The sequence below is a fragment of the Streptomyces sp. HmicA12 genome (genome assembly GCF_000373565.1).
In the GTDB taxonomy this organism is placed as follows: domain Bacteria; phylum Actinomycetota; class Actinomycetes; order Streptomycetales; family Streptomycetaceae; genus Streptomyces.
On sequence record NZ_KB891820.1, the window covers coordinates 59,847 to 85,467 of the forward strand.

Here is a 25,621-nt window from a genome sequence, read left to right on the forward strand (position 1 = left end):
CCACCCTTCGGAGTGACCCGCGGCGCGTTAGGCACCCTCCCCGCGCGACCCCAAATAGCGTCCAGTAGGGTTTGGTCCGCATAAACATCCAAACCCCTGCCCGTGTGCCAGGGCGGCGAGCGACCAGCGAGACGACGGCCGTAGCCAACCAAAGAGCGCGGGCGAGACTCTCGGGAAGGCGCTACGTGAGTCCCAACGGCTCCGACCGCTCGTCGCGGCGCCCGATGCGGCGGAAGCTGCCGCAGGTGCTGACTGCGGGCCTGATCCTGGTAACCGCTACCGGTTGCACATACAAGGACTTCCCTCGTCTTGGTATGCCCACCCCGGTGACGGAGGAGGCCCCTAGGATCCTCTCCCTCTGGCAGGGCTCGTGGGCGGCAGCGCTCGCCACGGGCGTGCTGGTGTGGGGTCTGATCCTGTGGAGTGTCATCTTCCACCGGCGCAGCCGCACCAAGATCGAGGTACCGACGCAGACGCGGTACAACATGCCGCTCGAGGCCCTCTACACGGTGGTTCCGCTCATCATCGTGTCGGTCCTCTTCTACTTCACCGCGCGCGACGAGTCGAAGCTCCTGAAGCTCGACGACAAGCCCGCGCACACCATCAACGTGGTCGGCTACCAGTGGAGCTGGGGCTTCAACTACGTCGAGAACGTGCCCGGTGTCTCCGGTGACGCGAAGACCTCCAAGGAGCTCTCCGCGATCCCGCAGCGCTTCAAGGACGACTTCCCGGCCGACGCCGGTGGTGTCTACGAGGTCGGCACGCCCGGCGAGCGGAACCCGGACACCAACAACCCGGGTCCGACCCTCTGGCTCCCCAAGGGCGAGAAGGTCCGCTTCGTCCTGACCTCGCGTGACGTCATCCACTCCTTCTGGGTGGTGCCGTTCCTGATGAAGCAGGACGTCGTTCCGGGCCACACCAACGCCTTCGAGGTGACCCCCAACCACGAGGGGACCTTCCTGGGCAAGTGCGCCGAGCTGTGCGGCGTCGACCACTCCCGGATGCTCTTCAACGTGAAGGTCGTCTCTCCCGATGCTTACCAGAAGCACCTGGAGAAGCTGGCCAAGAAGGGGCAGACCGGTTACGTCCCGGCTGGCATCGCCCAGACGGAACACGAGAAGAACCGGGAGACGAACAACCTGTGAGCATCCTCAACGAACCCCAGGGTGCCGCCGCAGCTGACGACTCGTACGAGAACGAGCTGCCGGCGCGGCCCAAGCGCCCCGGCGCGACCGTGATCAAGTGGCTCACCACCACTGACCACAAGACGATCGGCACGCTGTACCTGGCCACGTCGTTCGCGTTCTTCTGCATCGGCGGTCTGATGGCGCTCTTCATGCGCGCCGAGCTGGCCCGTCCCGGCATGCAGATCATGTCGAACGAGCAGTTCAACCAGGCGTTCACGATGCACGGCACGATCATGCTGCTGATGTTCGCGACGCCGCTGTTCGCGGGCTTCGCGAACTGGATCATGCCGCTGCAGATCGGCGCCCCCGACGTCGCGTTCCCGCGACTGAACATGTTCGCCTACTGGCTGTACCTGTTCGGCTCGCTGATCGCGGTGGGTGGCTTCCTCACCCCGCAGGGCGCCGCCGACTTCGGCTGGTTCGCCTACAGCCCGCTGTCGGACGCCGTCCGCTCGCCGGGCATCGGCGCCGACATGTGGATCATGGGTCTGGCCTTCTCCGGCTTCGGCACGATCCTCGGCTCGGTCAACTTCATCACCACGATCATCTGCATGCGCGCTCCGGGCATGACGATGTTCCGTATGCCGATCTTCGTGTGGAACGTCCTGCTGACCGGTGTCCTGGTCCTGCTGGCCTTCCCGGTCCTCGCGGCCGCGCTGTTCGCCCTGGAGGCGGACCGCAAGTTCGGTGCCCATGTATTCGACGCCGCAAATGGTGGCGCGCTCCTATGGCAACACCTCTTCTGGTTCTTCGGACACCCAGAGGTGTACATCATCGCCCTGCCATTCTTCGGAATCATTTCCGAAGTGATCCCGGTGTTCTCGAGAAAGCCGATGTTCGGCTACTCGGGCCTCATCGGCGCGACGATCGCCATCGCCGGTCTCTCCGTGACCGTGTGGGCGCACCACATGTACGTGACCGGTGGCGTGCTTCTGCCGTTCTTCTCCTTCATGACGTTCCTCATCGCCGTCCCAACAGGCGTGAAGTTCTTCAACTGGATCGGAACGATGTGGAAGGGCTCGTTGTCCTTCGAGACACCGATGCTCTGGGCGATCGGCTTCCTGATCACCTTCACCTTCGGTGGTCTGACCGGCGTGATCCTGGCGGCCCCGCCGCTGGACTTCCACATCTCCGACTCGTACTTCGTGGTGGCGCACTTCCACTACGTCGTCTTCGGAACGGTCGTCTTCGCGATGTTCTCCGGCTTCCACTTCTGGTGGCCGAAGTTCACCGGCAAGATGCTGGACGAGCGCCTGGGCAAGATCACCTTCTGGACGCTGTTCTGCGGCTTCCACGGCACGTTCCTGGTGCAGCACTGGCTGGGCGTCGAGGGCATGCCGCGTCGTTACGCGGACTACCTCGCGGCCGACGGCTTCACCGCCCTGAACACGATCTCGACGATCTCGTCCTTCGTGCTCGGTCTGTCGATCCTGCCGTTCTTCTACAACATCTGGAAGACCGCCAAGTACGGCAAGAAGATCGAGGTCGACGACCCGTGGGGCTACGGCCGTTCGCTCGAGTGGGCGACCTCCTGCCCGCCGCCGCGGCACAACTTCCTCACCCTGCCGCGCATCCGCTCGGAATCGCCGGCGTTCGACCTGCATCACCCTGAGATCGCGGCCCTCGACCAGCTGGAGAACGCTGGGCACGGGGCCAAGGGCGACACAGCCCTCGCTGGCGGCAAGGAGGCCGGCAAGTGAAGGTCCAAGGCAAGATGTTCATCTGGCTGAGCCTCTTCGTCCTGATCATGGCCGGTGTCTACGGCGTGTGGTCGAAGGAGCCCGCCGGTACGACGGCGCTCTTCCTGGCGTTCGGCCTGTGCATCATGATCGGCTACTACCTGGCCTTCACGGCCCGGCGGGTCGACACCGGTGCGCAGGACAACAAGGAGGCCGACGTCGCGGACGACGCCGGCGAGGTGGGCTTCTTCAGCCCGCACTCCTGGCAGCCGCTCTCGCTGGCCGTCGGTGGCGCGCTCGCGTTCCTGTCGATCGCGATCGGCTGGTGGCTGCTGTACTTCTCGGCCCCGATCATCATGTTCGGCCTGTGGGGCTGGGTCTTCGAGTACTACCGCGGCGAGAACCAGACCCAGTAGCGCAACCCTGGTTCTGAACTTCCGTACGCCGAAGGGCCCGGACACTCCTGAGGGAGCGTCCGGGCCCTTTCGTGTGTTCGACATGCCCCGTGCGGCCTACTCACCGCGCCGGACCTGATGAACCTTCATACGGTTCTGTTCATGAACCACTCACCGCGCATCCGTACGGTTCTGGGCTGCACCCTCCTGGTGGCGTCCCTCGGTGCGGGCCTGACGGCCTGCGGAAGCTCCTCCCACCCGCTCTCCGCCAAGCCGTACGACGCGGCGGGACAGATCACCTTCAGCGGGCCCGTGGGAGCCAAGAAGGCGGATCCGGACAAGCCTCTGGAAGTCACCGCGCAGGGTGACGAAGCCCGCATCACCGACGTGACCGCCACGGACGCCATGGGGCGCTACGTCGCGGGCGAACTCGCCGCCGACGGACGCAGATGGCACTCCACCGCCCCGCTGGCCGCAGAGGCCCAGTACACGGTCCGCGTCAGCACCGAGGACGGGGACGGGGCGCCGGGCCGCAAGGTCCTCAACTTCGAGACCGGCAACCCGCGGGACCAGAAGGCCCTCAAGGTCACCTTCGGCCCCGACGCGGGCAAGTACGGCGTGGGCCAGCCCCTGGTCGCCACCCTGAACAAGCCCGTCAAGGACAAGAAGGCCCGCGCCATCGTCGAGCGCGCCCTGAAGGTCGAGTCCAAGCCCGCCGTGTCGGGCTCCTGGCACTGGGTGGACAGCAAGGAACTCCACTACCGCCCCAAGGAGTACTGGCCCGCCCACGCCACCATCACGGCCCGCAGCACCCTGCAGGGCATCAAGGTCACCGACCGGCTGTGGGGCGGCGCGTCCAAGCCGCTCACCCTCACCACCGGCGACCGCATGGTGGCCATCACCGACGCCGGCTCGCACTACATGACGGTCTACCGCAACAACGAGGAGATCAACTCCATCCCGATCACCACCGGGAAGGCGGGCTTCGAGACCCGCAACGGCACCAAGGTGGTCCTCGGCCAGGAGTACTACGTCCGCATGCGGGGCACCAGCATCGGCATCGCCGAGGGGTCCTCGGACTCGTACAACCTGCCCGTCTACTACGCGACGCGCGTCACCTGGAGTGGTGAATACGTGCACGCCGCCCCGTGGTCCACGGGCTCCCAGGGCTACGAGAACGTCAGCCACGGCTGCACCGGCATGAGCACCGGGAACGCCGAGTGGTTCTTCGACACCTTCCGCAAGGGCGACATCGTCAAGGTCGTCAACAGTTACGGCGAGGACATGGACCCGTTCGGGAACGGGTTCGGCGACTGGAACGTCGGCTGGAAGGAGTGGCGCGAGGGCAGCGCCCTCACCGACTCCAAGAAGGTCGATCCGGTGCAGCAGGCAAGGCTCAGCCCCGAGATCTGAGCGCACCGAGTGTGAGACTTCCGACTCCCGTACGTGATCCACGTACGGGAGTCGGCGCGTGTCAGGCCCGCACGGCGAGCCGTGAACGCAGCAGGGACGCCAGTGCGTCCGCGAATTCGACCGGTTCGACCGGAAGCGTCACCGCGGCCTCCGCGCGGCTCCACGTGGCCAGCCAGGCGTCCTGGGGGCGGCCGATCAGGAGCAGCACCGGCGGGCAGCGGAAGATCTCGTCCTTGATCTGGCGGCAGACCCCCATGCCCCCGGCCGGCACGGCCTCGCCGTCCAGGACGCAGACGTCGATGCCGCCGCGGTCCAGCTCCTTGAGGACCGCCGGGAGCGTCGCGCACTCGATGAACTGGACCTCGGGGGCGTCGGATGCGGGCCTGCGTCCGGTCGCGAGCCGGACCTGCTCACGAGTGTTGGCGTCGTCGCTGTAGACCAGGACCGTCGCGGTCGACTGCATCGTTCCTCCGAGACATCAGTGTCTGTAGGGCGTCGTTGGCGCGGAGCCTACTCCTCCCGACACCCCGTCAACACCGGTTCGCGCACGGCTCCGATGGGCCATATGGGCTGGACACACCCCTCAGACACTCCGAACGGCACCCCCCGGAGTGAGGGCGAGATAAGCGACCGACATAATGTCGGTCGTGGCGACAGCAACGACAGTAGAAACCGGGCACGCGCACCCGTCGGTCAATCGACCGAACCTCACCAGCGTCGGAACCATCATCTGGCTGAGTTCCGAGCTGATGTTCTTCGCGGCCCTCTTCGCGATGTACTTCACCCTGCGATCGGTGACAGGACCGGATCACTGGAAGGAAATGGCGTCCAGCCTGAACCTTCCGTTCTCCGCGACGAACACCACGATCCTGGTGCTCTCCTCACTGACCTGTCAGCTCGGCGTGTTCGCCGCCGAGCGCGGGGACGTGAAGAAGCTCCGGATGTGGTTCATCGTCACCTTCATCATGGGTGCGATCTTCATCGGCGGTCAGGTCTTCGAGTACACCGAGCTGGTCAAGAAGGACGGGCTTTCGCTCTCCTCCGACCCGTACGGCTCGGTGTTCTACCTGACCACCGGCTTCCACGGCATGCACGTGACAGGTGGCCTCATCGCCTTCCTGTTCGTCCTCGGCAGGACGTACGCGGCCCGGAAGTTCACTCACGAGCAGGCGACCGCGGCCATCGTCGTGTCCTACTACTGGCACTTCGTCGATGTCGTATGGATCGGCCTCTTCGCCACGATCTACCTGATCAAGTAGTTCGCAGATCGCAGCATCGGGCGAAGCACCCGAAACATTCCCGTAGCACCGACGCAGAAGATCCTGACACCGGGGTAATCCGTGAAAAAGCTCTCCGCACGACGACGCCATCCGCTGGCGGCGGTCGTCGTCCTACTCCTCGCGCTGGCGGCCACCGGGGGGCTGTACGCCGCGTTCGCGCCCGCGAGCAAGGCGCAGGCCGATGAAACCGCCCAGTCCCTCGCCATCGACGAGGGCAAGAAGCTCTATTCCGTCGGCTGCGCCAGCTGCCACGGAACCGGCGGTCAGGGCACCACCGACGGGCCGAGCCTCGTGGGCGTCGGCTCCGCCGCCGTCGACTTCCAGGTCGGCACCGGACGTATGCCGGCCCAGCAGCCGGGCGCTCAGGTCCCGAAGAAGAAGGTCATCTACTCGCAGGCCGAGATCGACCAGCTCGCCGCGTACATCGCCTCCCTCGGTGCCGGTCCGGTCGCACCGACCAAGGAGGACTACGACCCGAACGGCGCCGACATCGCGAAGGGTGGCGAACTGTTCCGCACCAACTGCGCGCAGTGCCACAACTTCACCGGTGAAGGTGGCGCGCTGACGCACGGCAAGTTCGCGCCGAGCCTCGAGGGCGTCGACCCGAAGCACATCTACGAGGCCATGCAGACCGGCCCGCAGAACATGCCGTCCTTCCCGGACACGACGATGACCAAGCAGAACAAGAAGGACATCATCGCGTACCTCGACGCGGTCAACGGCGACAAGACCGAGAGCCCCGGCGGTCTCAAGCTGGGCGGGCTCGGCCCGGTCAGTGAGGGTCTGTTCGCCTGGATCTTCGGTCTCGGCGCGCTGATCGCCGCCGCCATCTGGGTCGCCGCTCGGACCGCAAAGGCCAAGAAGTCATGAGTAGCCAAGACATTCCAGAAGAGAACCTGCCCGCTGAGCAGGGTGACGGACACGGTTCCGTCGAGCCGACGAAGGACAACCCCTTCGCCGACCCCGGCCTGCCGCCGCACGAGCACCGGATCCAGGACATCGACGAGCGGGCCGCCCGGCGGTCCGAGCGCGTCGTTGCCATGCTGTTCACGGTCTCGATGCTGGCCACCGTCGGCTTCATCGCCTCGTACGTGGCGATCGACCCCCACAAGAGCGTCTACATCTTCCCGCTGGGTCACATCAGCGGGCTGAACTTCGCTCTGGGCACCACGCTCGGTGTGGCCCTGTTCTGCATCGGCGCGGGCGCGGTCCACTGGGCCCGCACCCTGATGTCGGACGTCGAGGTCGCTGCCGAGCGTCACCCGATCGAGGCCGAGCCCGAGGTCAAGGCCAAGGTTCTGGCCGACTTCGCGGACGGTGCGCGGGAGTCGCAGTTCGGCCGCCGCAAGCTGATCCGCAACACGATGTTCGGCGCGCTGGCCCTGGTGCCGCTCTCCGGCGTCGTCCTTCTCCGTGACCTGGGTCCGCTGCCCGAGAAGAAACTGCGCACCACGGCCTGGAAGAAGGGCCTGAAGCTCGTCAACATGAACACGAACGAGCCGCTGCGTGCTTCGGACATCGCGGTCGGTTCGCTCACCTTCGCCAAGCCCGAGGGCCTGGAGGAGCACGACGAGGACTTCCAGAAGGAGATCGCGAAGGCGGCTCTGATGCTGGTCCGTATCCAGCCGGACAACATCAAGGACAAGCAGGAGCTCGAGTGGTCGCACGAAGGTGTGGTCGCGTACTCGAAGATCTGCACCCACGTCGGTTGCCCGATCTCCCTGTACGAGCAGCAGACGCACCACGTGCTCTGCCCCTGCCACCAGTCCACCTTCGACCTCTCCGACGGTGCCCGGGTCATCTTCGGCCCCGCCGGTCACGCCCTTCCGCAGCTGCGCATCGCCGCTGACGAAGAGGGTTACCTCGTGGCGCAGGGCGACTTCGCGGAGCCCGTCGGTCCTGCCTTCTGGGAGCGCGGATGAGTACTGCAACCACGAACGACGCGCCTTCTCGCGAGAAGGCACCGGCCGGCGAGCGCGTCGCCGACTGGGCGGACGGACGCCTCGGGATCTACTCCCTGGCCAAGTCCAACATGCGCAAGATCTTTCCGGACCACTGGTCCTTCATGCTCGGCGAGATCTGCATGTACAGCTTCATCATCATCATCCTCACGGGTGTGTACCTGACGCTGTTCTTCCACCCGTCGATGAACGAGGTGGAGTACCACGGCAGCTACGTCCCGCTGCAGGGACAGCTGATGTCCGAGGCGTTCAACTCGACCATGCACATCTCCTTCGATGTGCGCGGTGGTCTGCTGATCCGGCAGATCCACCACTGGGCCGCGCTGATCTTCCTCGCCGGCATGTTCGTGCACATGATGCGCGTGTTCTTCACGGGTGCGTTCCGCAAGCCGCGTGAGGTCAACTGGCTGTTCGGCTTCCTGCTGTTCGTCCTGGGCATGTTCACCGGCTTCACCGGTTACTCGCTCCCGGACGACCTGCTCTCCGGAACCGGTGTCCGCTTCATGGAGGGCGCGATCCTGTCCGTGCCGATCGTCGGCACGTACCTGTCGTTCTTCCTCTTCGGCGGAGAGTTCCCGGGCGGCGACTTCGTCGCGCGGTTCTACTCGGTCCACATCCTGCTGCTGCCGGGCATCATGCTCGGCCTGATGGTGGCCCACCTGATCCTGGTCTTCTACCACAAGCACACGCAGTTCGCGGGTGCCGGCAAGACCAACAAGAACGTCGTGGGCATGCCCCTGCTCCCGGTCTACATGGCCAAGGCGGGTGGCTTCTTCTTCCTGGTCTTCGGTGTCATCGCGATCGTCGCGGCGATCGCCTCGATCAACCCGATCTGGGCCATCGGCCCGTACCGCCCGGACCAGGTGTCCACCGGTGCCCAGCCCGACTGGTACATGGGCTTCTCCGAAGGCCTGATCCGTGTCATGCCGGGTTGGGAGATCAACCTCTGGGGCCACACGCTCGTCCTGGGTGTGTTCATCCCGCTGGTGATCTTCCCGCTGGTCCTCGCGACCATCGCCGTCTACCCGTTCATCGAGTCCTGGGTCACCGGCGACAAGCGCGAGCACCACATCCTGGACCGCCCGCGCAACGCCCCGACGCGTACCGCGTTCGGTGCCGCGTGGATCAGCTGGTACCTGGTCCTCCTCGTGGGTGGTGGAAACGACCTCTGGGCCACGCACTTCCACCTGTCGATCAACACGATCACCTGGTTCGTCCGGGTCGGCTTCTTCGTCGTGCCGATCCTCGTGTTCATCGCCACCAAGCGGATCTGCCTCGGCCTCCAGCGCCGCGACAAGGACAAGGTGCTGCACGGACGCGAGTCCGGCATCATCAAGCGCCTGCCGCACGGTGAGTTCATCGAGGTCCACGAGCCGCTCGACGCGGAGGCCCTGCACACGCTCACCGCGCACGAGCAGTACCAGCCCGCCGAGATCGGCCCGTCGGTCGACGAGAACGGGGTGGAGCGCAAGGTGTCGCGTGCGCAGAAGCTGCGCGCCAAGCTGTCGAAGGGCTACTACGGGGAGAACAACCAGATCCCCAAGCCCACCGCCGAGGAGTACAAGGAGATCACCAGCGGCCACGGCCATCACTGATCTCTGAGGTTCGAACTCTGACGCTGTTCGCCACGGCAGGAGCCCTCGTCCAGGCACTGGACGGGGGCTCTTTGCCGTCCCCGGGGCTCGATAAGGTGGGGTCGCGCGGTTTTCTCGCGCGGACTTCCCACGGACGACAACAGGAGCGGCCATGAGCGCTTTGACCCCCGCTGGAGGCGACACCGCGGCGGCGCGTTCCTGGCCCGTCGTGCTGAACGGCCTGCTGGAGGGCCGCGACCAGAGCGCCGACGACACCGCGTGGGCGATGGACCGCATCATGAGCGGCGCGGCGACCGACGCGCAGATCGCCGCGTTCGTGGTCGCGCTGCGGGCCAAGGGCGAGACCGTCGACGAGGTCACCGGACTCGTCCGGACGATGTACGAGCACGCGAACGTCATCGAGGTGCCCGGCGAGACCGTCGACATCGTGGGCACCGGCGGGGACGGCGCGAAGACCGTCAACATCTCCACCATGTCCGCCATCGTGATCGCCGGTGCGGGCGCCAAGGTCGTCAAGCACGGCAACCGGGCCGCCTCGTCCGCCTCGGGCTCCTCGGACGTCCTGGAGAAGCTGGGCGTCAACCTGGACCTGTCGCCGGCCCGCGTCCCCCAGGTGGCCGAGGAAGCCGGCATCACCTTCTGCTTCGCGATCAAGTTCCACCCGGCGCTGCGGTACGCGGGCGCGGCCCGCGGCCAGATCGGCATCCGGACCGTGTTCAACCTGCTCGGTCCGCTGACCAACCCGGCCCGGGTCCGCGCCCAGGCCGTCGGGGTCGCCGACCCGCGGATGGCGCCCGTCGTGGCCGGGGTCTTCGCCGAGCGCGGCAACTCCTCCCTGGTGTTCCGCGGCGACGACGGACTCGACGAGCTGACCATCACCGGGACGTCCCGGGTCTGGGTCGTGCGGGACGGTGCCGTGCGCGAGGAGGTCTTCGACCCGCGCGACGTCGGCATCGAGCCGGTCGGCATCGAGGCGCTGCGCGGCGGCGACCCGTCGTTCAACGCCGAGGTCGCGCGGCGGCTCCTCGACGGGGAGCGGGGGCCGGTCCGTGACGCCGTCCTGCTGAACTCGGCCGCCGCACTCGTCGCCGTACGGCCCGGCAGCGGGACGCTCGTCGAGCAGATCAGGGCCGGTATGGAGCGGGCCGCGGAGTCGATCGACTCCGGCGCGGCCAAGGCCACCCTGGAGCGGTGGGTCCTCGCCAGCAACCGGTGACGGTACGGCAGATGTGACGCAGGGCGCAGTCCAGAACGTGGACTGCGCCCTTGCCGTATCCGGATCCTGTGGCAGGATGCTTTTCAAGGTCATGAGTGACAGCGATCGAGGCCCCAGCCCGCTGTCCGGCAACCCTCCGTCCGTGGCGGGGTGCCCTGGGTGAAGACCAGGCCGTGAGCAGCAAGGCTCATGGCAAGCGCGGACCCCTGCACACCCTGGGGTCCTGGTCCTCAAGGGAGCAGTCTCGTGAGCAAGCGAATGCGATAGGGCGTTTCGGCCCCGCCTCTGCGTACCCGTTTCATCTTTCTTTCCATGCCGTCGAGCCCTGTCCCGTAGCGGTCGGTCGTGGCTTCGGCATGGTCAATTCGCTTGACTCGCCAGGGAGTTCACTCATGTCTGTTTCCGTCGACGCCGCCACCTGTACCTCGACCCCTTCCGGCATCGCGGCCCCGCTGCCCGTGCTCGGCCGGGACGTCACCGTCCCGCTCGTCACCGGTGGTGAAGTGACCTACGCGGCCCTCGACTACGCCGCCAGCGCGCCGGCCCTGCAGCGGGTGTGGGACGACGTCGCCGCGTACGCCCCGTACTACGGCAGCGTGCACCGCGGCGCCGGGTACCTCTCGCAGCTGTCGACCGATCTCTTCGAGAACTCCCGGGTCGCCGTCGCCGAGTTCCTCGACTGCCGCGAGGGCGACCAGGTCGTCTTCACCCGGTCGACGACCGACTCGCTGAACCTGCTCGCCGACGCCCTCCCCGCCGACTGCCAGGTCTTCGTCTTCGAGACCGAGCACCACGCCTCGCTGCTTCCGTGGCGCGACGCCCGCGTCACCTACCTGAACGCGCCGCGCACCCCCGACGAGGCCGTCGCCACCCTGGAGTGCGCCCTCGCCGACCGTGACCCCCACGGCCCCGCCCTCGTCTGCGTCACCGGCGCCTCGAACGTCACCGGTGAGCTCTGGCCGGTGCGCGAGCTGGCGGCGGCCGCTCACGCGCACGGTGCCCGCATCGTGCTCGACGCCGCCCAGCTCGCGCCCCACCACCCCGTCTCCGTCCAGGAGTTGGACGTCGACTGGGTCGCCTTCTCCGGCCACAAGCTGTACGCGCCGTTCGGCTCCGGCGTCCTCGCGGGCCGCTCCGACTGGCTGACGGAGGCCGAGCCGTACCTCGCCGGTGGCGGCGCCTCCCGGAAGGTCGCGCGGCGCGCCGACGGCGGCGTCGACGTGGAGTGGCACACCACCGCCGCCCGGCACGAGGCGGGCTCGCCGAACGTCATCGGCGTCTACTCCATCGCCTCCGCCTGCAAGGCGCTCACCGAGGCCGGGTTCGACAGCCTCGTCGCCCGTGAGCAGTACCTGATCCGCAAGGTGCGCGAGGGCCTCGCCGCCGTGCCCGAGGTGAAGGTGCTCTCCCTGTTCGGGGACGACGCCCCGCGCGTCGGCGTCATTTCCTTCGTGGTCGAGGGCTGGAACTCCTCGCACTTCGCCGCCGCGCTCTCCGCCGAGTACGGCATCGGTGTCCGCGACGGCCTGTTCTGCGCCCACCCGCTGGTGCGTACGCTGCTCGGCTCCGACCCGCAGACGCAGGGCGAGTGCGGGGCGCCGGAGGCGGCGCCGGGCGAGAAGTCGCTGAACGCGATCCGGGTCAGCTTCGGCGCCGGTACGCCCGACGAGCACGTGGAGCGGTTCGTGTCCGCGGTGACGGAGCTCGTCAAGGACGGCGCGAAGTGGAACTACCGCACCGAGGAAGGGCGTTGCGTTCCCGCCGTCTGACGCGCCCGTCGCGGCCCGACCGAGAGGTCAGCCGTCGAGGCCGATCGCGAACGCGGCCTCCAGGTCGTGCTGCGAGTACGTGCGGAAGGCGACGTGCGTGTCCGTCGCCTCGACGCCCGGGATCTTGCTGATGCTGCCCGGGATGATGTCCGCCAGGTCGTCGTGGCGGGCGACGCGGACCATGGCGATCAGGTCGTAGGTACCGGTGACGGAGAAGACCTCGCTGACGCTCTCCAGCGCCGCGATCGACTCGGCGATCTCGGGGATCCGGTCCACGCTGGTCTTGATGAGCACGATCGCGGTGATCACGGCTGGCTGTCTCCCTCGGTGGCCGTGGCATGGGTCGCCTCAACCTTAGCCCGGCCCCGGTACCGGGCCCACGCGTAGAGGAAGCCCACCGAGAACCCGACCAGGTGGGCCAGGTACGCCACCGCGGGACCCTGGGTGTCCTGGCCCGCCGCCGCCCACTGCAGTGCCACCCAGAACGGGAGCACCACCCACGCGGGGAAGCGCAGGGGCAGGAAGAAAAGGAACGGGAACACGCTCGTCACGCGCGCTCCGGGGAACAGGTACAGGAAGGCGCCGAGGACCGCCGAGATCGCTCCCGACGCGCCGACCAGGCTCTGGCCGGAGTCGGAGTGCGCGGCCGCGTAGGCGAGCAGCGCGAGGTAGCCGCTGATCAGATAGAACAGCGCGTACGGGACGCGGCCCATGCGCTCTTCGACCATCGCCCCGAAGACGTAGAGGAAGAGCATGTTGCCCAGCAGGTGCAGCCAGCTGCCGTGCACGAACAGGGCCGTGAACGGGGTGAGCAGGGCCCGCGGGGATCCCGCGAAGAGTTCGGCGGGGATCACGCCCCAGTGGTCGAAGTAGGCGGTCTGCGCGGTGAGCAGGCGGGGGCCGGTGCCGTAAGCGGGGTTCAGGCCCGAGGCGGGGGAGAGTACGAAGACCACGCAGCACACCGTGATGAGTCCGTACGTGACCGGGGCGGGGTGGCTCTTGAGGAATGCGGTCACTTTGCCGATTTTTCCGGTCGTGTCGCGCCCGTTGCCGATCATGGGGAGAGCATGACGCAAGGCGGGGAGCGGGCGGCGTACGGCAGGCCGTAGGGTTACGGGCAATACAGCAAGCACCACGGACCACGCCGTGCACGCGAGGAAGAGACGCTCTGAGATGACGGTTCCCCTGCCGACCGCCACCACCCGCTGGCGCTGCACGCTGTGCGGCAATCTGACGCGGTTCGACGTGACGCGCTCCTCGAAGGTCGTCGAGTACGTTCACCTCGACCTGGCCGGTGAGCCGAAGGTCGAGGAACGCGACGTGGTCAGTGAGACCATCGAGTCGGTGCGCTGCCGCTGGTGCAACGCCGTGGATCAGGTGGAACTCGTGGACAGGCCGGGCTCCGACTCCTGAGGGAGCGGGCCCCACAGACTTTGGGGTGACGGATGGTGGAGAGCACGGGCGGGGAGGCCACAGACGCTGAGCAGGCCGCCGCCGAGGTGCTCGACCGGCCGTTGCCCGAAGGCGTACGGCGGCGGGTCGTGCAGATCGTCTCGGACGGCTTCGGCGGCCTGACGGTGGGCGAACTTCCTCCCCAGTTGCGGCAGTACGCCCGTTTCACCCCCACGCGGCGCACCAAGTTCGCCGGTAACGCCATGGCTGCCGCCGTGGAGAGCGACACGCTCTTCCGGCAGCGGATCGCCGAGCGGTTCCGGGAGGCGCAGCCCGAGTTGGCGGGCGCCCTGGAGGCCGGCTCGCCGCCGCCCGCCGCCGATCCGCTGGACGTCGCCGCCGCCGCGTACGTGCTGCGGCCCGCGGGGTGGGTCAAGCTCGTCGCCGCCGCGGGCGAGGAGGCGCAGCGGGCCGACGCCGAGCGCGCCGACGAGGAGACCCGGGCCGAGCTGGACCGGCTGCGCGCGCAGCTCGCCGAGGCGCAGGCACAGACCAGGGCCGAGACGGAACGGTTGCGCACGGAGCTGGAGGCCGCCCGGCGCGAGACCGACGCCACGCAGCGCAAGTTGCGGTCCGCCGTGAGCGACGTGAAGCGCGGTGAGGCCGCCGTGCGCAAGGCGCAGGCCGAGATCGAGTCCGTACGGGCCGACGCGCAGGCGCAGGTGTCCGCCGCGGAGAGCGAGACGCGCCGGCTCAAGGGGCGGCTCGGCGAGGCGGAGGCGGCTCTGGAGGCGTCCCGGCGGGCGGCCCGCGAAGGGCGCAGCGTCGAGGACATGCGCGTACGGCTGCTGCTGGACACCGTGCTCGACGCGGCCCAGGGGCTGCGCAGGGAGCTGGCGTTGCCGCCGGTGTCCGCGCGGCCGGCCGACTCCGTGGACGCCGTCGAGCCGGGCAGGATGACGCCGAAGGACATCGCGGCGCGCGCCCTGCACGAGCACGACCCGGCCATCCTCGACCAGTTGCTCGCGCTGCCGCAGGCCCACCTCGTGGTCGACGGCTACAACGTGACCAAGACCGGGTATCCGACGATGCCGCTGGAGAAGCAGCGGCTCCGGCTCCTCGGCTCGCTGTCGCAGCTCGCGGCGCAGACGGGCGCCGAGGTGACCTGTGTCTTCGACGGGGCCGAGCTGGCGGCGCCGGTGCTGCTCGCGCCGCCGCGCGGGGTGCGGGTGCTGTTCTCCAAGGCCGGTGTCACGGCCGACGAGTTGATCCGTCAGCTGGTGCGCGCCGAGCCGCCGGGCCGGCCGGTGATCGTGGTCTCGACGGACCGGGAGGTCGCCGACGGCGTCGCGAAGGCGGGCGCGCGTCCGGTTGCGTCCGTGATGCTCCTGAAGCGGCTCTCTCACGGCTAATGTCCGGTTTGACGGAACCGCAACCTCCGTTCCACTTGCCCGAATTGGCGAAACCTTCACGCAACGTAGCGTCAAAGGGACATCACTGCATGTGAGTTGAGTGCAAAGAATGCAGTGGGTGACCGAGATTTTTCCCGTCAGGATTTGAACTGATCACAAGAAGGTCACTAGGGTCGAGCCTCGAACCTCCGCTCGGGTGATCACTCACATGAGGTGAGTGACGGTGGAGGGTCACCGCCCACCGGGTGTTCACGTGGGCGGCTGGAGGAAGAAGGAGCTCGCCTTCGTGGCGTCCCACCGTCGACCCAAGCAGCCGAGCCGCACCCGTGTGACCGTGCTCACCGCGACCGCAGCCGCTGCCGTGGCTCTCACCTCGCAGGCGGCCAGCGCCGCGCCCAAGCCGGACAAGAGCGAGGTCAAGGCCAAGGTCGACAAGCTCTACGAAGAGGCGGGGAAGGCCACCGACCTCTACAACGGGGCCAAGGAGAAGCAGAAGAAGCTCGAGAAGGAGATAGGCGACCTTCAGGACAAGGTCGCCCGCGAGCAGGACGAGCTCAACGAACTGCGCACGGGCATCGGCACGATGGCCAGCGAGCAGTACCGCTCCGGCGGCATCGACTCCTCGGTCCAGCTCTTCCTCTCCTCCGACCCGGACGACTACCTCGACAAGGCGTCCACCCTCGACGCGCTCTCCGCGCAGCAGCTGGAGTCGCTGAAGAAGGTCCAGGCGAAGCAGCGCGAGCTGGCCCAGGAGCGCTCCGAGGCCTCCGAGAAGCTCAAGGACCTCGCCGACACGCGCACCGAGCTCGGCAAGAAGAAGAAGGAAGTCCAGAGCAAGCTCAGCAAGGCGCAGAAGCTGCTCAACTCCCTGACCGCCGCCGAGCGTCAGGAGATGGCCGCCGCCGACGCGCGCGCCAGCCGCTCCTCCGCGAGCCGTGTCGACCTCGGCAACGAGGTGGCCGCCTCCCGGTTCGGTGCCGCCGCCCTGAGCGCCGCCGCCACCCAGCTCAACAAGCCGTACGTCTCCGGCGGCACGGGCCCCAACTCCTACGACTGCTCGGGTCTGACGCAGTACGCGTACAACCAGGCCGGCGTCGGGATCACCCGGACCACCTACACCCAGCAGAACGACGGCACCAAGATCGGCATGAGCCAGCTCAAGCCCGGCGACCTCGTCTTCTTCAACAACCTGGCGCACGTGGGCCTGTACGCCGGCAACGGCCAGGTGCTGCACGCCCCGCACCCCGGCGCCGTCGTCCGGTACGAGTCGATGAGCACCATCGGCAGCTTCCAGTTCGGCGTCCGCATCGCGGGCTGATCGCGCCGGTATCCGATCCTCGTACCAACGGCATCGGGAAACGCGCCCGTTCGGGCGAATTCCGGCATCCTTCGCTGACCCTCCGCCCCGCCCATGACCTGCGTCATAGGCGGGGCGCAGGTGTGTGCGTCCCCTGAACGGTCGTTGGCCGGGGGGTGGTCGCGCGGCTACTGTCGGCCCGCATTCCCCCGAGCACGAGCTGGGGGATCGTCAGCGGAAGGGAGAGCGGCCACCCGTGGGGTCCCATCGCCGTATCGCGCACTCAGGGCGTGACCTGGGCACGCGCGCAACCGTCCTGACCGTGGCCGCGGCGGGAGCCGCCGCGGCTCTCGGCGCCGCCCCTGCGGGCGCCGCGCCGCAGGACAAGCCGGCCGACACCAAGGCCGAGGTGGACCGCCTCTACGAGCAGGCGGAGCAGGCCACCGAGTCGTTCAACAAGGCCGACGAGCGCGCCGACCGGCTCCGCGAGGACCTCGCCAGGACCCAGGACGAGGTGGCCCGCGGGCAGGAGCGGATCAACCGGATGCGGCAGGCGCTCGGCATGGTGGCCGGCGCCCAGTACCGCTCCGGCGGCCTGGACCCCTCGCTGGCCCTGATGCTCTCCTCCGACCCGGACGGCTATCTCGACCGGGCCAGCACGATGGACCGGATCAGCGCGCGGCAGGCCGGTGAGCTGAGCGACCTGCAGGACGCCCAGCGGCAGTTGGCGCAGCAGCGGGCCGAGGCCCAGCGCAAGCTCGCCGAGCTGGAGAAGAGCCGCAAGGCCGTCGCCCAGCACAAGCGCACGGTCGAGACGAAGCTGGCCAAGGCGCGGCGGCTGCTCAACTCGATGGCTGCCCCCGAGCGGGCGGCGTACGAGCGGGCCTCGCGCTCCGGTGAACGCCCCGACCTCGCGGGCGCGGGCCCCGCGTCCTCCTCGCGCGCCGCCGCGGCCCTCGCCGCCGCGCAGTCCGCGCTCGGCAAGCCCTACATCTGGGGCGCCAACGGCCCCTCCGGTTTCGACTGCTCGGGCCTGACCCAGTGGTCGTACGCACAGGCGGGCGTCGGCCTGCCGCGCACCTCGCAGGCCCAGCGGTACGCGGGGCAGCAGGTGTCCCTCTCCCAGGCCCGGCCCGGCGACCTGGTCACCTACCGGGACGACGCCAGCCACATCGGCATCTACGCGGGCAACGGCCAGGTGATCCACGCGCCCTACCCCGGCGCACCGGTCCGTTACGACCCCGTGGGCATGATGCCCGTCTCATCGGTGACCAGGCCCTAGGTACCTTTCGTGCGGTGCGCCGTACGATCGGAAAGATGGCTGGTCGACGGCGTGCGATGAGCAGGGCGGGGTCCTTCGTGGCGCTCGGCGCCCTGCTCGTCGGCCTGTCCGGGTGCGGCACGGACAAAATGCCGGTGGACTCCCGCTCGTCGGCCGTGCAGCGCGTCCTGGACCGGCGGGCGGACGCGGTCCTCGCCCGGGACGCCTCGGCGTACCGGGCCACCGGCGGCGCGGACCCGACGCTCCTGTCCGACCTCGCCGAGGTGCCGCTCGACTCCTGGACGTACAGGCTCACCCGCCTCGGCCGCACGGAAGGGGCACGGGCGAGCGCCACCGCCGAACTGCGCTACCGCGTCGACGGCTACGACAAGGCCCCCGTCGTCACCGAGCGCACCCTGAAGCTCCGGAAGAAGGGCGGACGCTGGTACGTCACCGATGACCGGCCCGCCGAGAAGTCCGTCGAGCAGTTGTGGGAGCAGGGGAAGGTGACGGCGGTGAAGGGCGCGCACAGTCTCGTCCTCGGTGTCGGGCAGCAGCGGTCCACGCTCCGCTCCTACGCCGACGACGCCGACGACGCGGTGCCCGCGGTGGAGAGCGCGTGGGGCACCGACTGGGCGCGGCGCGTGGTCGTCCTGGTGCCCAAGTCGCTCGACGGCATGGGGGAGTTGCTGGGTGCGCCGGCCTCCGGCTACCAGGGGATCGCGGCCGTGACGACGGGCGAGGCGGGCGGTTCGCGGACCGCGCCCGCGGACCGGGTGATCATCAACCCCGAGGCCTACGCCGTGCTCGGCTGGTTCGGCAAGCAGGTGGTCCTCACCCACGAGACCGCGCACGTGGCGACGCGGGCGGTCACCTCGGCGGCGACCCCGCTGTGGCTCTCGGAGGGGTACGCGGACTGGGCGGGGTACCGGGGGAGCGGCCGTTCGGCGGGGCAGGCGGCCCCTGAGCTGCAGCGTTCGGTGCGGTCGGGCTCCGCGCCCGCCCGGCTGCCGGAGGACGCCGACTTCGGCTTCAGCGGGGACTCGGCCCGGCTGGCACAGGCGTACGAGAGTGGATGGCTGGCCTGCCGGATGATCGCCGACAACTGGGGCGAGGCCAAGCTCAACGCCTTCTACAAGGCGGTCGGCGGGCACCAGCAGCGGTCCGGGGCCGTCGACGGCGCGCTGCAGAGCGTCCTCGGCATCGACGAGCAGGAGTTCCTGGCGCGCTGGCGTGCCTATGTGCGGGACCAGTTGAGCTGAACCGGGTTCACCGCTCGCCGAGCTCGGCGAGCGCCTCCCGCAGCCAGGCCCGTTCGGCCTGTCCCGTCGCCCGCGCCACCCGCAGCATGCCCTGCCGGAACAGGTCGGCGGGCTCCTCCGCGCGTACCGGCCTGCCCTCCCCGTCGTAGAAGAAGCTGGCCGGGGTCTCCAGGAAGTCGAGGCGGCGGCGCAGCACCGCGGCCTGCTCGGCCGGGTCGGACAGATGGCGCAGGAACGCCAGGACCGTGTTGAAGCGGGTCTGGTCGGTGATCTCGATGTCCTTCGGCCGGCGCAGGTGGTCGAGGAGATCGGTGCGGCCCGCGTACGTGAGCGTGAGGACGCGGCGCTGGGCCGCTCGCGCGCCCGGTGCCGCGTGCTCGTCGAGCTTGCGGGCCTTCACGAGGCGGGTGATCGCCGGGTAGAGCGCGCCGTCGCTGACCGGGCGGACGTGCCCGCTGAGCGCCTTGATGCGCTCTTTCAACTCATAGCCGTGCAGCGGCTGTTCGTAGAGGAAGCCGAGGATCGGCAGCTCCAGCATGCGGGCTCCAGGGGCTTGCGGGGCGGGCGACGCCATGCTACCTCTTTTCGAGGTACTGAGTACCTCGAATCGAGGCATGGGGGAGTGGTCGGACATGACAGGCGCCGAACACCGCAGGACGCTCATCGGGCTGGCACGGCCGGTCTACTTCTCGCTGCTCGCCTCCGTGGCGGCCGGGATCATCAACACGGTGTGGGTCGCCCGGCTCGGGGGTGACGCCGTCGCGGCCGTGGCCGTCGCCACGAACGTGGAGAACCTGCTGCTCGGCGTGGCCCTCGTCTTCGGCTCCGGCACGACGGTGCTGGTCGCGCACGCGCGCGGCGCCGAGGACCCGGGCGCGGTGCGGGCCGCTGTGCGCGGCGGCCTGGGCCTGTGCGCGCTCGTCGTGCCGGTCGTCGTGGCCGGCGGCTGGCTGCTGCGGGCGGACGTGGCGCGGCTCGTGCTCGGCGGGGGCGACGAGGGGGCGCTGCGGCTCGCCGTCTCGTACTTCGCCGTCTCCATGCCCGGCACGGCCGTCTTCTTCGCGCAGCAGCTCGTCGACGGGATCCTCAAGGGCGCGGGCGACACCCGCACCCCGATGCGGCTCGCGCTCCTCGCGAACGGGCTGATCCTCGCCCTCGACCCGTTGCTCATCCACGCGTACGGCGTGGTGGGCGCCGCCGTCTCGACGGTGGCGGCGCGGCTGGTCGCCCTGGGCGTCGGGGTGTGGGTGACGCGGCGGAACCCCGTACTGCGCGCGGCGGCGGGCCGCGGCCGCGGAGAGCGGCTGCGCGTCTCCGTGCGGCGCACCCTGCGCACCGGTCTGCCCATGTCCGCCGACTTCACCGTGCGGCAGGCGGGGGCCCTCGCGACGGTCGCTGTGGTGGCGCGGCTCGGGGTGACGGCGGTGGCCGCCTACGCCGTCGCGTACAAGGTCCTCTACGTGGCGACGATGGCCTTCTACGCGGTGCGCCAGGCCGCTTCCATCCACACCGCGCACCGCCGCGGCGCGGGCCACGACGAGCGCGGCGCCGTCGGGCGGCAGGCGGTCCTGGTGGCCGGGGCGGCGGGGCTCGCCGCCGCCGGGCTCTTCCTCGCCCTCGCACCGTGGCTGATGCGGGCGTTCGGGGCGCCGGACGACGTGACCGCGCAGGGAGCCCTGTTCCTGCGCTGCGTGGGCCCCTACCTGGTGCTCCTGGCCGGATTCATCGCGCTCGGCGGTGCCTTCGAGGGCAGCGGGGGCGCGGGCCGGGTGCTGCGCGTGACGCTGCTCGGCACGGCGCTCCAACTGCCGTGCGCCTACTGGCTGTCAGGGCTGTGGGGGCTCGCCGGGGTGTGCGCCGCGCTGGGGGCTGCCATGGCCGTGCAGTGCGCGGCGCTGGTGCTCCTGGCGCGGCGGGCCGTCGCTCAGGAACCGATCACCGAGTTCTCGCGGGCGGCCTGAAAGGGGACCGGCCGGCGCTCGGCCAGGCGCGGTTCGGTCACCGTCGCCCGCCACAGGCGGCGGCAGGCGGACAGCGACGCCACGACCAGCAGGCCGTTGCGGACGAGCAGCAGGGCCAGGCCCAGCGAGTCGCTGGCGACCACGTGCGAGAACCAGATCGGGAACTCGAGGAAGGTCACGAACGTCGCCGCGAGCACCAGCCACGTGGGCAGCGTCATCCGGCTGTCGCGGAACAGCAGGGAGACCGCCGCGAGGCCGACCAGCCACAGCATGTACTGCGGGCTGATGACCCGGCTGGTCGTCGTGAACAGGAGCACCGCGGTCAGGGCCGCGTCGGCGACCGTGCTCGGTCCCCAGGCCCGCGCCCTCAGCCGCCACAGCACCAGCCAGCCGAGGGCGAGCGCGGTCAGCACCTGCGCGAACAGGCTCACCACGTCCACGTACGGGCCGAGGAACTCCACCGAGCCGTAGTTCAGCTGCACCGTGCCCGACCAGCCGAACTGCCGCGCCACATGGAAGACGAGCGAGCCGAGCGACTCGACCTCCGTGCCCCGGTCCCGCTGGAACGTCAGGAAGGCCAGGGCGCCCGGCATCGCGACGGTGAAGGCGACGAGCAGCCCGCCCGCGGTCAGCGCGGCCGCGCCCCACGACTCCAGGGTGGCCCGGCCGCGCCGGGTGCCGAGCAGCAGCAGCGCGGGCCACACCTTCAGCATCGCGCCGATCGCGGCCATGACGCCCGCCGCCTTCGGGTGCCGGGCGGCGGCCAGCAGCGCGGCGACCGCGACGGCGGTGACCATCACGTCGTAGCGCGCGTAGACCGTCTGCCCGAGCAGCGGCAGACCGGCGACCCACACCCACACGCCGCGCCGTGACGTGTCCTGGCGGTCGGACACGTGGAGCAGCATCAGGAAGACGACCGCGTCGGCCAGGAAGGCGAGCAGGAAGAAGGCGGAGGTGTAGGAGAGGAAGGGGAGCAGCAGGACCGGGGAGAGGATCGCGACCGCCGCGGCCGGCGGGTACTGCCACGTCACGTCGTCCAGAGGGAACGTTCCGGTGCGCAGGACGTCGAACCAGCCGTGGTAGATCACCGAGACGTCGCTGGTCACGTCGGGTCCGGGGACCACGACGACCTTGAAGACGCACAGCAGGAGCAGGGTCCTGGTCAGGGCCCAGGTGAGCAGGAGTGCGGGGTTTCGCGTCTTCATTCGACTCATCATGCCGGGGAGAACTGTGCCCTGGCCATGGACCGAGGCGGCGTGGCGCGTCCCGTTGGGAGGGTTCGGTACTGTCTGCGGCGATGCACAGGACCTTGATTGTGACCAACGACTTCCCGCCCCGCCCCGGCGGCATCCAGGCATTTCTGCACAACATGGCGCTGCGGCTCGATCCCGAGCAGATCGTCGTGTACGCCTCGACCTGGAAGCGCGGCCGGGAGGGCGCCGAGGCGACTGCGGCTTTCGACGCGGAGCAGCCGTTCACCGTCGTACGCGACCGTACGACGATGCTGCTGCCGACGCCGCGCGTGACCCGGCGCGCGGTGGGCCTCCTGAAGGAGCACGGCTGTACGTCGGTGTGGTTCGGGGCGGCCGCGCCGCTCGGGCTGATGGGTTCCGCGCTGCGCAAGGCGGGCGCGGAGCGGCTCGTCGCCACGACTCACGGGCACGAGGCGGGGTGGGCGCAGCTGCCCGCGTCCCGCCAACTGCTGCGCAGGATCGGCGAGTCGACCGACACCATCACGTATCTGGGGGAGTACACGCGGTCCCGGATCGCGGCCGCGCTCACGCCCGACGCGGCGGCGCGGATGGTCCAGCTCCCGCCGGGGGTCGACGAGAAGACCTTCCATCCCGGTTCCGGCGGGGAGGCGGTGCGGGCGCGGCTCGGGCTCTCCGACCGGCCGGTCGTGGTGTGCGTCTCGCGGCTCGTGCCGCGCAAGGGGCAGGACACGCTGATCCTCGCGATGCCGCGGATCCTCGCCTCGGTGCCGGACGCGGTGCTGCTGATCGTGGGCGGCGGGCCGTACGAGAAGGACCTGCGCAGGCTCGCCGAGGACACCGGGGTCGGCGACTCCGTGCGCTTCACCGGGTCCGTGCCGTGGGAGGAGCTGCCCGCGCACTACGGGGCCGGGGACGTCTTCGCCATGCCGTGCCGGACGCGCCGCGGGGGTCTGGACGTCGAGGGGCTCGGCATCGTGTACCTGGAGGCCTCCGCCACGGGGCTGCCCGTGGTCGCCGGGGACTCCGGTGGCGCGCCGGACGCGGTGCTCGACGGGGAGACCGGCTGGGTCGTCCGCGGCGGGTCCCCCGAGGAGGCGGCGGATCGCGTGGTGCCGCTGTTGCTGGACCCGGAGCTGCGGCGACGCATGGGGGAGCGCGGCCGGGAGTGGGTCGAGGAGCGCTGGCGCTGGGATCTGCTGGCTGAGCGGTTGCGGGGGTTGCTGTAGCGCCCAGCGGGGTGCCGGGGGGCGCTTGTCGGGCGGCCGCGGGTGGGTGGGGGCTGGTCGCGCAGTTCCCCGCGCCCCTGGATGCGAGCTTCGCTCGCCCAGGGGAAGCTGCGCGCAGCGCACAGGGGCGCGGGGAACTGCGCGAGCAACCACGACGCACCCGCAGTCGCCCACGCACAACAGCCCCTACGGCGCCGAGGCGCGATCAGCCCCGGTAGATCGCCTCGATCTCGTCCGTGTAGTCCTTCGCCACGACGTTCCGCTTCAGCTTCAACGACGGAGTCAGATGTCCCGACTCCTCGGTGAACTGGGCGCCCAGGATGCGGAACTTGCGCACCGACTCGGCCTTGGAGACGGCCGCGTTCCCGTCGTCGACCGCGGACTGGATCGCCGCCAGAAGATCGGGGTCCTCCCGCAGCGACGCCGGTGAGGCGCCCGCCGGCTTCCCGTGGTCGGCGAGCCACTTCGCGAGGAACTCCTCGTCGATCGTGACCAGCGCGCCGACGAACGGGCGGCCGTCGCCGACCACCATGCACTCGGCGACCAGCGCGTGCGCGCGGATGCGGTCCTCGATGACGGCCGGGGCGACGTTCTTGCCGCCCGCCGTCACGATGATCTCCTTCTTGCGGCCGGTGATCCGGAGGTAGCCGTCCTCGTCGAGGGTGCCGATGTCGCCGGTGTGGAACCAGCCGTCGGCCAGCGCCTCCTCGGTCGCGCCCTCGTTGTTCCAGTACCCGGTGAACAAGTGCTCGCCGTGCAGCAGGACTTCACCGTCGTCGGCGATCCGGACGACCGAGCCGGGCAGCGGCTGGCCGACCGTGCCGATCTTCTGCCGGTCCCACGGGTTGAAGGCGGTCGCGGCGCAGGACTCGGTCAGGCCGTAGCCCTCCAGGACCGTGAAGCCGATGCCGCGGAAGAAGTGACCGAGGCGCTCACCGAGCGGGGCGCCACCGGAGATCGCGTACTCGCCGCGCCCGCCGAGGACCGCGCGCAGCTTGCTGTAGACGAGCTTGTCGAACGTCTTGTACTTCAGCTTGAGGGCGAGCGAGGGACCCTTGGGGGTGTCGAGCGCGCGGCTGTACTCGATCGCCGTGTCCGCGGCCTTGTCGAAGATCTTGCCCTTGCCGTCGGCCTGGGCCTTGGCGCGCGCCGAGTTGTAGACCTTCTCGAAGACGCGCGGGACGCCGAGGATCAACGTGGGCCGGAAGGCGGCGAGTTCGTCCGTCAGGTTCTTGATGTCGGGGGCGTGGCCCAGCTTGATGGGGGCCATCAGCGAGGCCACCTCCACCAGGCGGCCGAAGACGTGCGCCACCGGCAGGAAGAGGAGGACCGAGCACTCGCCGGTGCGGAACAGCGGCTTCAGGCGCTCCACCACGTTGCCGCACTCCGCGAAGAAGCTGCGGTGCGTGAGGACACAGCCCTTGGGGCGGCCCGTCGTGCCGGAGGTGTAGACGATCGTCGCCGGGTCGTCGGCCTTGGCCGACGCGCTGCGCTCGTCGACGGTCTCGTCGGGGACCTGCGCGCCGGTGCGGTTCAGCTCCTCGACACCGCCGGCGTCGATCTGCCAGACGTGCGTGAGGTGCGGCAGCCCGCCGCGCACGGACTCGACGGCCGCGGCGTGCACGTCCGACTCGATCAGGATCGCGACGGCGCCGGAGTCGCCGAGGATCCACTGGATCTGCTCCGGCGAGCTGGTCTCGTAGACGGGGACGGTGACCGCGCCCGCGCTCCAGATCGCGAAGTCGAGCAGCGTCCACTCGTAGCGCGTACGGGACATGAGGCCGACGCGGTCGCCCGGCTGCACGCCGGAGGCGATCAGACCCTTGGCCGCCGCGCGCACCTCGGCGAGGAAGACGGTCGAGGTGACGTCCTGCCAGGTGCCGTTGATCTTGCGGCCGATGACGGCGACGTCAGGATGCTGCGCGGCGTTTCTGCGGACGATGTCGGTCAGATTGCCGTCCGCTGGGACCTCGTACAAAGCCGGAAGGCTGAACTCGCGCAAGACTGCTGCTCCTCGTAGGGCGCCGGCGCCACGACTCTGTGTGCTGCGTCGGTGCGGTCCAAGATCGGGCAGGTGCTCAGCGCCTGATTGATTGAACTG

23 protein-coding genes and 1 riboswitch are annotated in these 25,621 nt (G+C 69.5%); of the genes, 17 read left to right on the forward strand and 6 right to left on the reverse strand.

The features are described from left to right. The first annotated feature begins 185 nt into the window (after nt 1–185). The 4 genes from coxB to B072_RS0126550 all read left to right on the forward strand — a co-directional run bounded on the left by coxB (nt 186) and on the right by B072_RS0126550 (nt 4,674). Complete coding sequence (coxB, locus tag B072_RS0126535; protein ID WP_026246330.1) at nt 186–1,145, forward strand: cytochrome c oxidase subunit II; 960 nt, start codon at nt 186–188, stop codon at nt 1,143–1,145. Next, nucleotides 1,142–2,887: a cytochrome c oxidase subunit I gene (ctaD, locus tag B072_RS0126540; RefSeq protein WP_018532982.1), complete on the forward strand. Its 1,746-nt coding sequence runs from the start codon at nt 1,142–1,144 to the stop codon at nt 2,885–2,887. Before coxB ends, ctaD begins: the two co-directional genes overlap by 4 nt. After that, nucleotides 2,884–3,282, forward strand: a complete 399-nt coding sequence (locus B072_RS0126545) for a cytochrome c oxidase subunit 4 (RefSeq protein WP_018532983.1) — start codon at nt 2,884–2,886, stop codon at nt 3,280–3,282. The genes ctaD and B072_RS0126545 overlap by 4 nt, the downstream gene beginning before the upstream one ends. 141 nt (nt 3,283–3,423) lie before the next feature. Beyond that, a complete protein-coding gene (locus B072_RS0126550) occupies nt 3,424–4,674 on the forward strand; it encodes a L,D-transpeptidase (protein ID WP_018532984.1) in 1,251 nt (416 codons plus the stop codon). Between the two features lie 61 nt (nt 4,675–4,735). Here the strand turns inward: B072_RS0126550 and B072_RS0126555 are convergent, their stop codons facing one another. Beyond that, nucleotides 4,736–5,137, reverse strand: a complete 402-nt coding sequence (locus B072_RS0126555) for a hypothetical protein (RefSeq protein WP_018532985.1) — start codon at nt 5,135–5,137, stop codon at nt 4,736–4,738. Nucleotides 5,138–5,312: 175 nt separating this feature from the next. Here B072_RS0126555 and B072_RS0126560 point away from each other — a divergent pair, with 175 nt between their 5' ends. The 6 genes from B072_RS0126560 to B072_RS0126585 all read left to right on the forward strand — a co-directional run bounded on the left by B072_RS0126560 (nt 5,313) and on the right by B072_RS0126585 (nt 12,495). Next, nucleotides 5,313–5,933 (forward strand): cytochrome c oxidase subunit 3, encoded by a 621-nt coding sequence (locus B072_RS0126560; RefSeq protein WP_026246331.1) that lies wholly within the window; start codon nt 5,313–5,315, stop codon nt 5,931–5,933. A gap of 81 nt (nt 5,934–6,014) precedes the next feature. Next, complete coding sequence (locus B072_RS0126565) at nt 6,015–6,824, forward strand: c-type cytochrome (RefSeq protein WP_018532987.1); 810 nt, start codon at nt 6,015–6,017, stop codon at nt 6,822–6,824. Next, nucleotides 6,821–7,876 (forward strand): ubiquinol-cytochrome c reductase iron-sulfur subunit, encoded by a 1,056-nt coding sequence (locus tag B072_RS0126570; RefSeq protein WP_018532988.1) that lies wholly within the window; start codon nt 6,821–6,823, stop codon nt 7,874–7,876. The genes B072_RS0126565 and B072_RS0126570 overlap by 4 nt, the downstream gene beginning before the upstream one ends. Then, nucleotides 7,873–9,510 (forward strand): cytochrome b, encoded by a 1,638-nt coding sequence (locus B072_RS0126575; protein WP_018532989.1) that lies wholly within the window; start codon nt 7,873–7,875, stop codon nt 9,508–9,510. Before B072_RS0126570 ends, B072_RS0126575 begins: the two co-directional genes overlap by 4 nt. Nucleotides 9,511–9,661: 151 nt before the next feature. After that, entirely contained in the window at nt 9,662–10,726 is a 1,065-nt protein-coding gene (gene trpD / locus B072_RS0126580) for an anthranilate phosphoribosyltransferase (protein ID WP_018532990.1), read from the forward strand. Nucleotides 10,727–10,813: 87 nt separating this feature from the next. Beyond that, a riboswitch (SAM riboswitch) is annotated at nt 10,814–10,931 on the forward strand. Nucleotides 10,932–11,118: 187 nt separating this feature from the next. After that, on the forward strand, nt 11,119–12,495 hold the full coding sequence (locus B072_RS0126585; RefSeq protein WP_018532991.1) for an aminotransferase class V-fold PLP-dependent enzyme: 1,377 nt from the start codon (nt 11,119–11,121) through the stop codon (nt 12,493–12,495). Between the two features lie 27 nt (nt 12,496–12,522). On the opposite strand, the gene B072_RS0126590 is transcribed toward B072_RS0126585, so the two are convergent. Together B072_RS0126590 and B072_RS0126595 are read right to left on the reverse strand one after the other, a co-directional pair. Continuing rightward, complete coding sequence (locus tag B072_RS0126590) at nt 12,523–12,804, reverse strand: Lrp/AsnC family transcriptional regulator (RefSeq protein ID WP_018532992.1); 282 nt, start codon at nt 12,802–12,804, stop codon at nt 12,523–12,525. After that, on the reverse strand, nt 12,801–13,553 hold the full coding sequence (locus B072_RS0126595) for a rhomboid family intramembrane serine protease (RefSeq protein WP_051127302.1): 753 nt from the start codon (nt 13,551–13,553) through the stop codon (nt 12,801–12,803). The genes B072_RS0126590 and B072_RS0126595 overlap by 4 nt, the downstream gene beginning before the upstream one ends. 115 nt (nt 13,554–13,668) lie before the next feature. Here B072_RS0126595 and B072_RS0126600 point away from each other — a divergent pair, with 115 nt between their 5' ends. The 5 genes from B072_RS0126600 (at nt 13,669) to B072_RS0126620 (ending at nt 19,119) form a co-directional block, all read left to right on the forward strand. Beyond that, nucleotides 13,669–13,908: a hypothetical protein gene (locus B072_RS0126600; RefSeq protein WP_018532994.1), complete on the forward strand. Its 240-nt coding sequence runs from the start codon at nt 13,669–13,671 to the stop codon at nt 13,906–13,908. A gap of 32 nt (nt 13,909–13,940) precedes the next feature. Continuing rightward, a complete protein-coding gene (locus B072_RS0126605) occupies nt 13,941–15,299 on the forward strand; it encodes an NYN domain-containing protein (RefSeq protein WP_018532995.1) in 1,359 nt (452 codons plus the stop codon). Between the two features lie 286 nt (nt 15,300–15,585). After that, nucleotides 15,586–16,617 carry an NlpC/P60 family protein gene (locus B072_RS0126610; RefSeq protein WP_026246333.1) on the forward strand — a complete coding sequence of 344 codons (1,032 nt, stop codon included), beginning with the start codon at nt 15,586–15,588 and terminating at the stop codon, nt 16,615–16,617. A gap of 235 nt (nt 16,618–16,852) precedes the next feature. Further along, nucleotides 16,853–17,878, forward strand: coding sequence for a C40 family peptidase (locus B072_RS0126615; protein ID WP_018532997.1), 1,026 nt, complete (start codon nt 16,853–16,855; stop codon nt 17,876–17,878). 35 nt (nt 17,879–17,913) lie between these two features. Next, nucleotides 17,914–19,119 (forward strand): hypothetical protein, encoded by a 1,206-nt coding sequence (locus B072_RS0126620; protein ID WP_026246334.1) that lies wholly within the window; start codon nt 17,914–17,916, stop codon nt 19,117–19,119. 7 nt (nt 19,120–19,126) lie between these two features. Here B072_RS0126620 and B072_RS0126625 read toward each other — a convergent pair whose 3' ends face one another. Then, nucleotides 19,127–19,657: a PadR family transcriptional regulator gene (locus B072_RS0126625; RefSeq protein WP_018532999.1), complete on the reverse strand. Its 531-nt coding sequence runs from the start codon at nt 19,655–19,657 to the stop codon at nt 19,127–19,129. A 94-nt stretch (nt 19,658–19,751) separates the two neighbouring features. On the opposite strand from B072_RS0126625, the gene B072_RS0126630 reads away from it, so the two are divergent. Beyond that, the gene (locus B072_RS0126630; protein ID WP_043244784.1) at nt 19,752–21,080 is read left to right on the forward strand and encodes an MATE family efflux transporter; all 1,329 of its coding nucleotides are present in this window, start codon (nt 19,752–19,754) and stop codon (nt 21,078–21,080) included. Here the strand turns inward: B072_RS0126630 and B072_RS0126635 are convergent. Beyond that, nucleotides 21,044–22,285: a glycosyltransferase family 87 protein gene (locus B072_RS0126635; RefSeq protein ID WP_018533001.1), complete on the reverse strand. Its 1,242-nt coding sequence runs from the start codon at nt 22,283–22,285 to the stop codon at nt 21,044–21,046. The genes B072_RS0126630 and B072_RS0126635 overlap by 37 nt on opposite strands. Before the next feature lie 92 nt (nt 22,286–22,377). Here B072_RS0126635 and B072_RS0126640 point away from each other — a divergent pair, with 92 nt between their 5' ends. Further along, the gene (locus B072_RS0126640; RefSeq protein WP_026246336.1) at nt 22,378–23,520 is read left to right on the forward strand and encodes a glycosyltransferase family 4 protein; all 1,143 of its coding nucleotides are present in this window, start codon (nt 22,378–22,380) and stop codon (nt 23,518–23,520) included. A gap of 205 nt (nt 23,521–23,725) precedes the next feature. Here the strand turns inward: B072_RS0126640 and B072_RS0126645 are convergent, their stop codons facing one another. Beyond that, complete coding sequence (locus B072_RS0126645) at nt 23,726–25,522, reverse strand: AMP-dependent synthetase/ligase (protein ID WP_026246337.1); 1,797 nt, start codon at nt 25,520–25,522, stop codon at nt 23,726–23,728. Nucleotides 25,523–25,621: the final 99 nt, after the last annotated feature.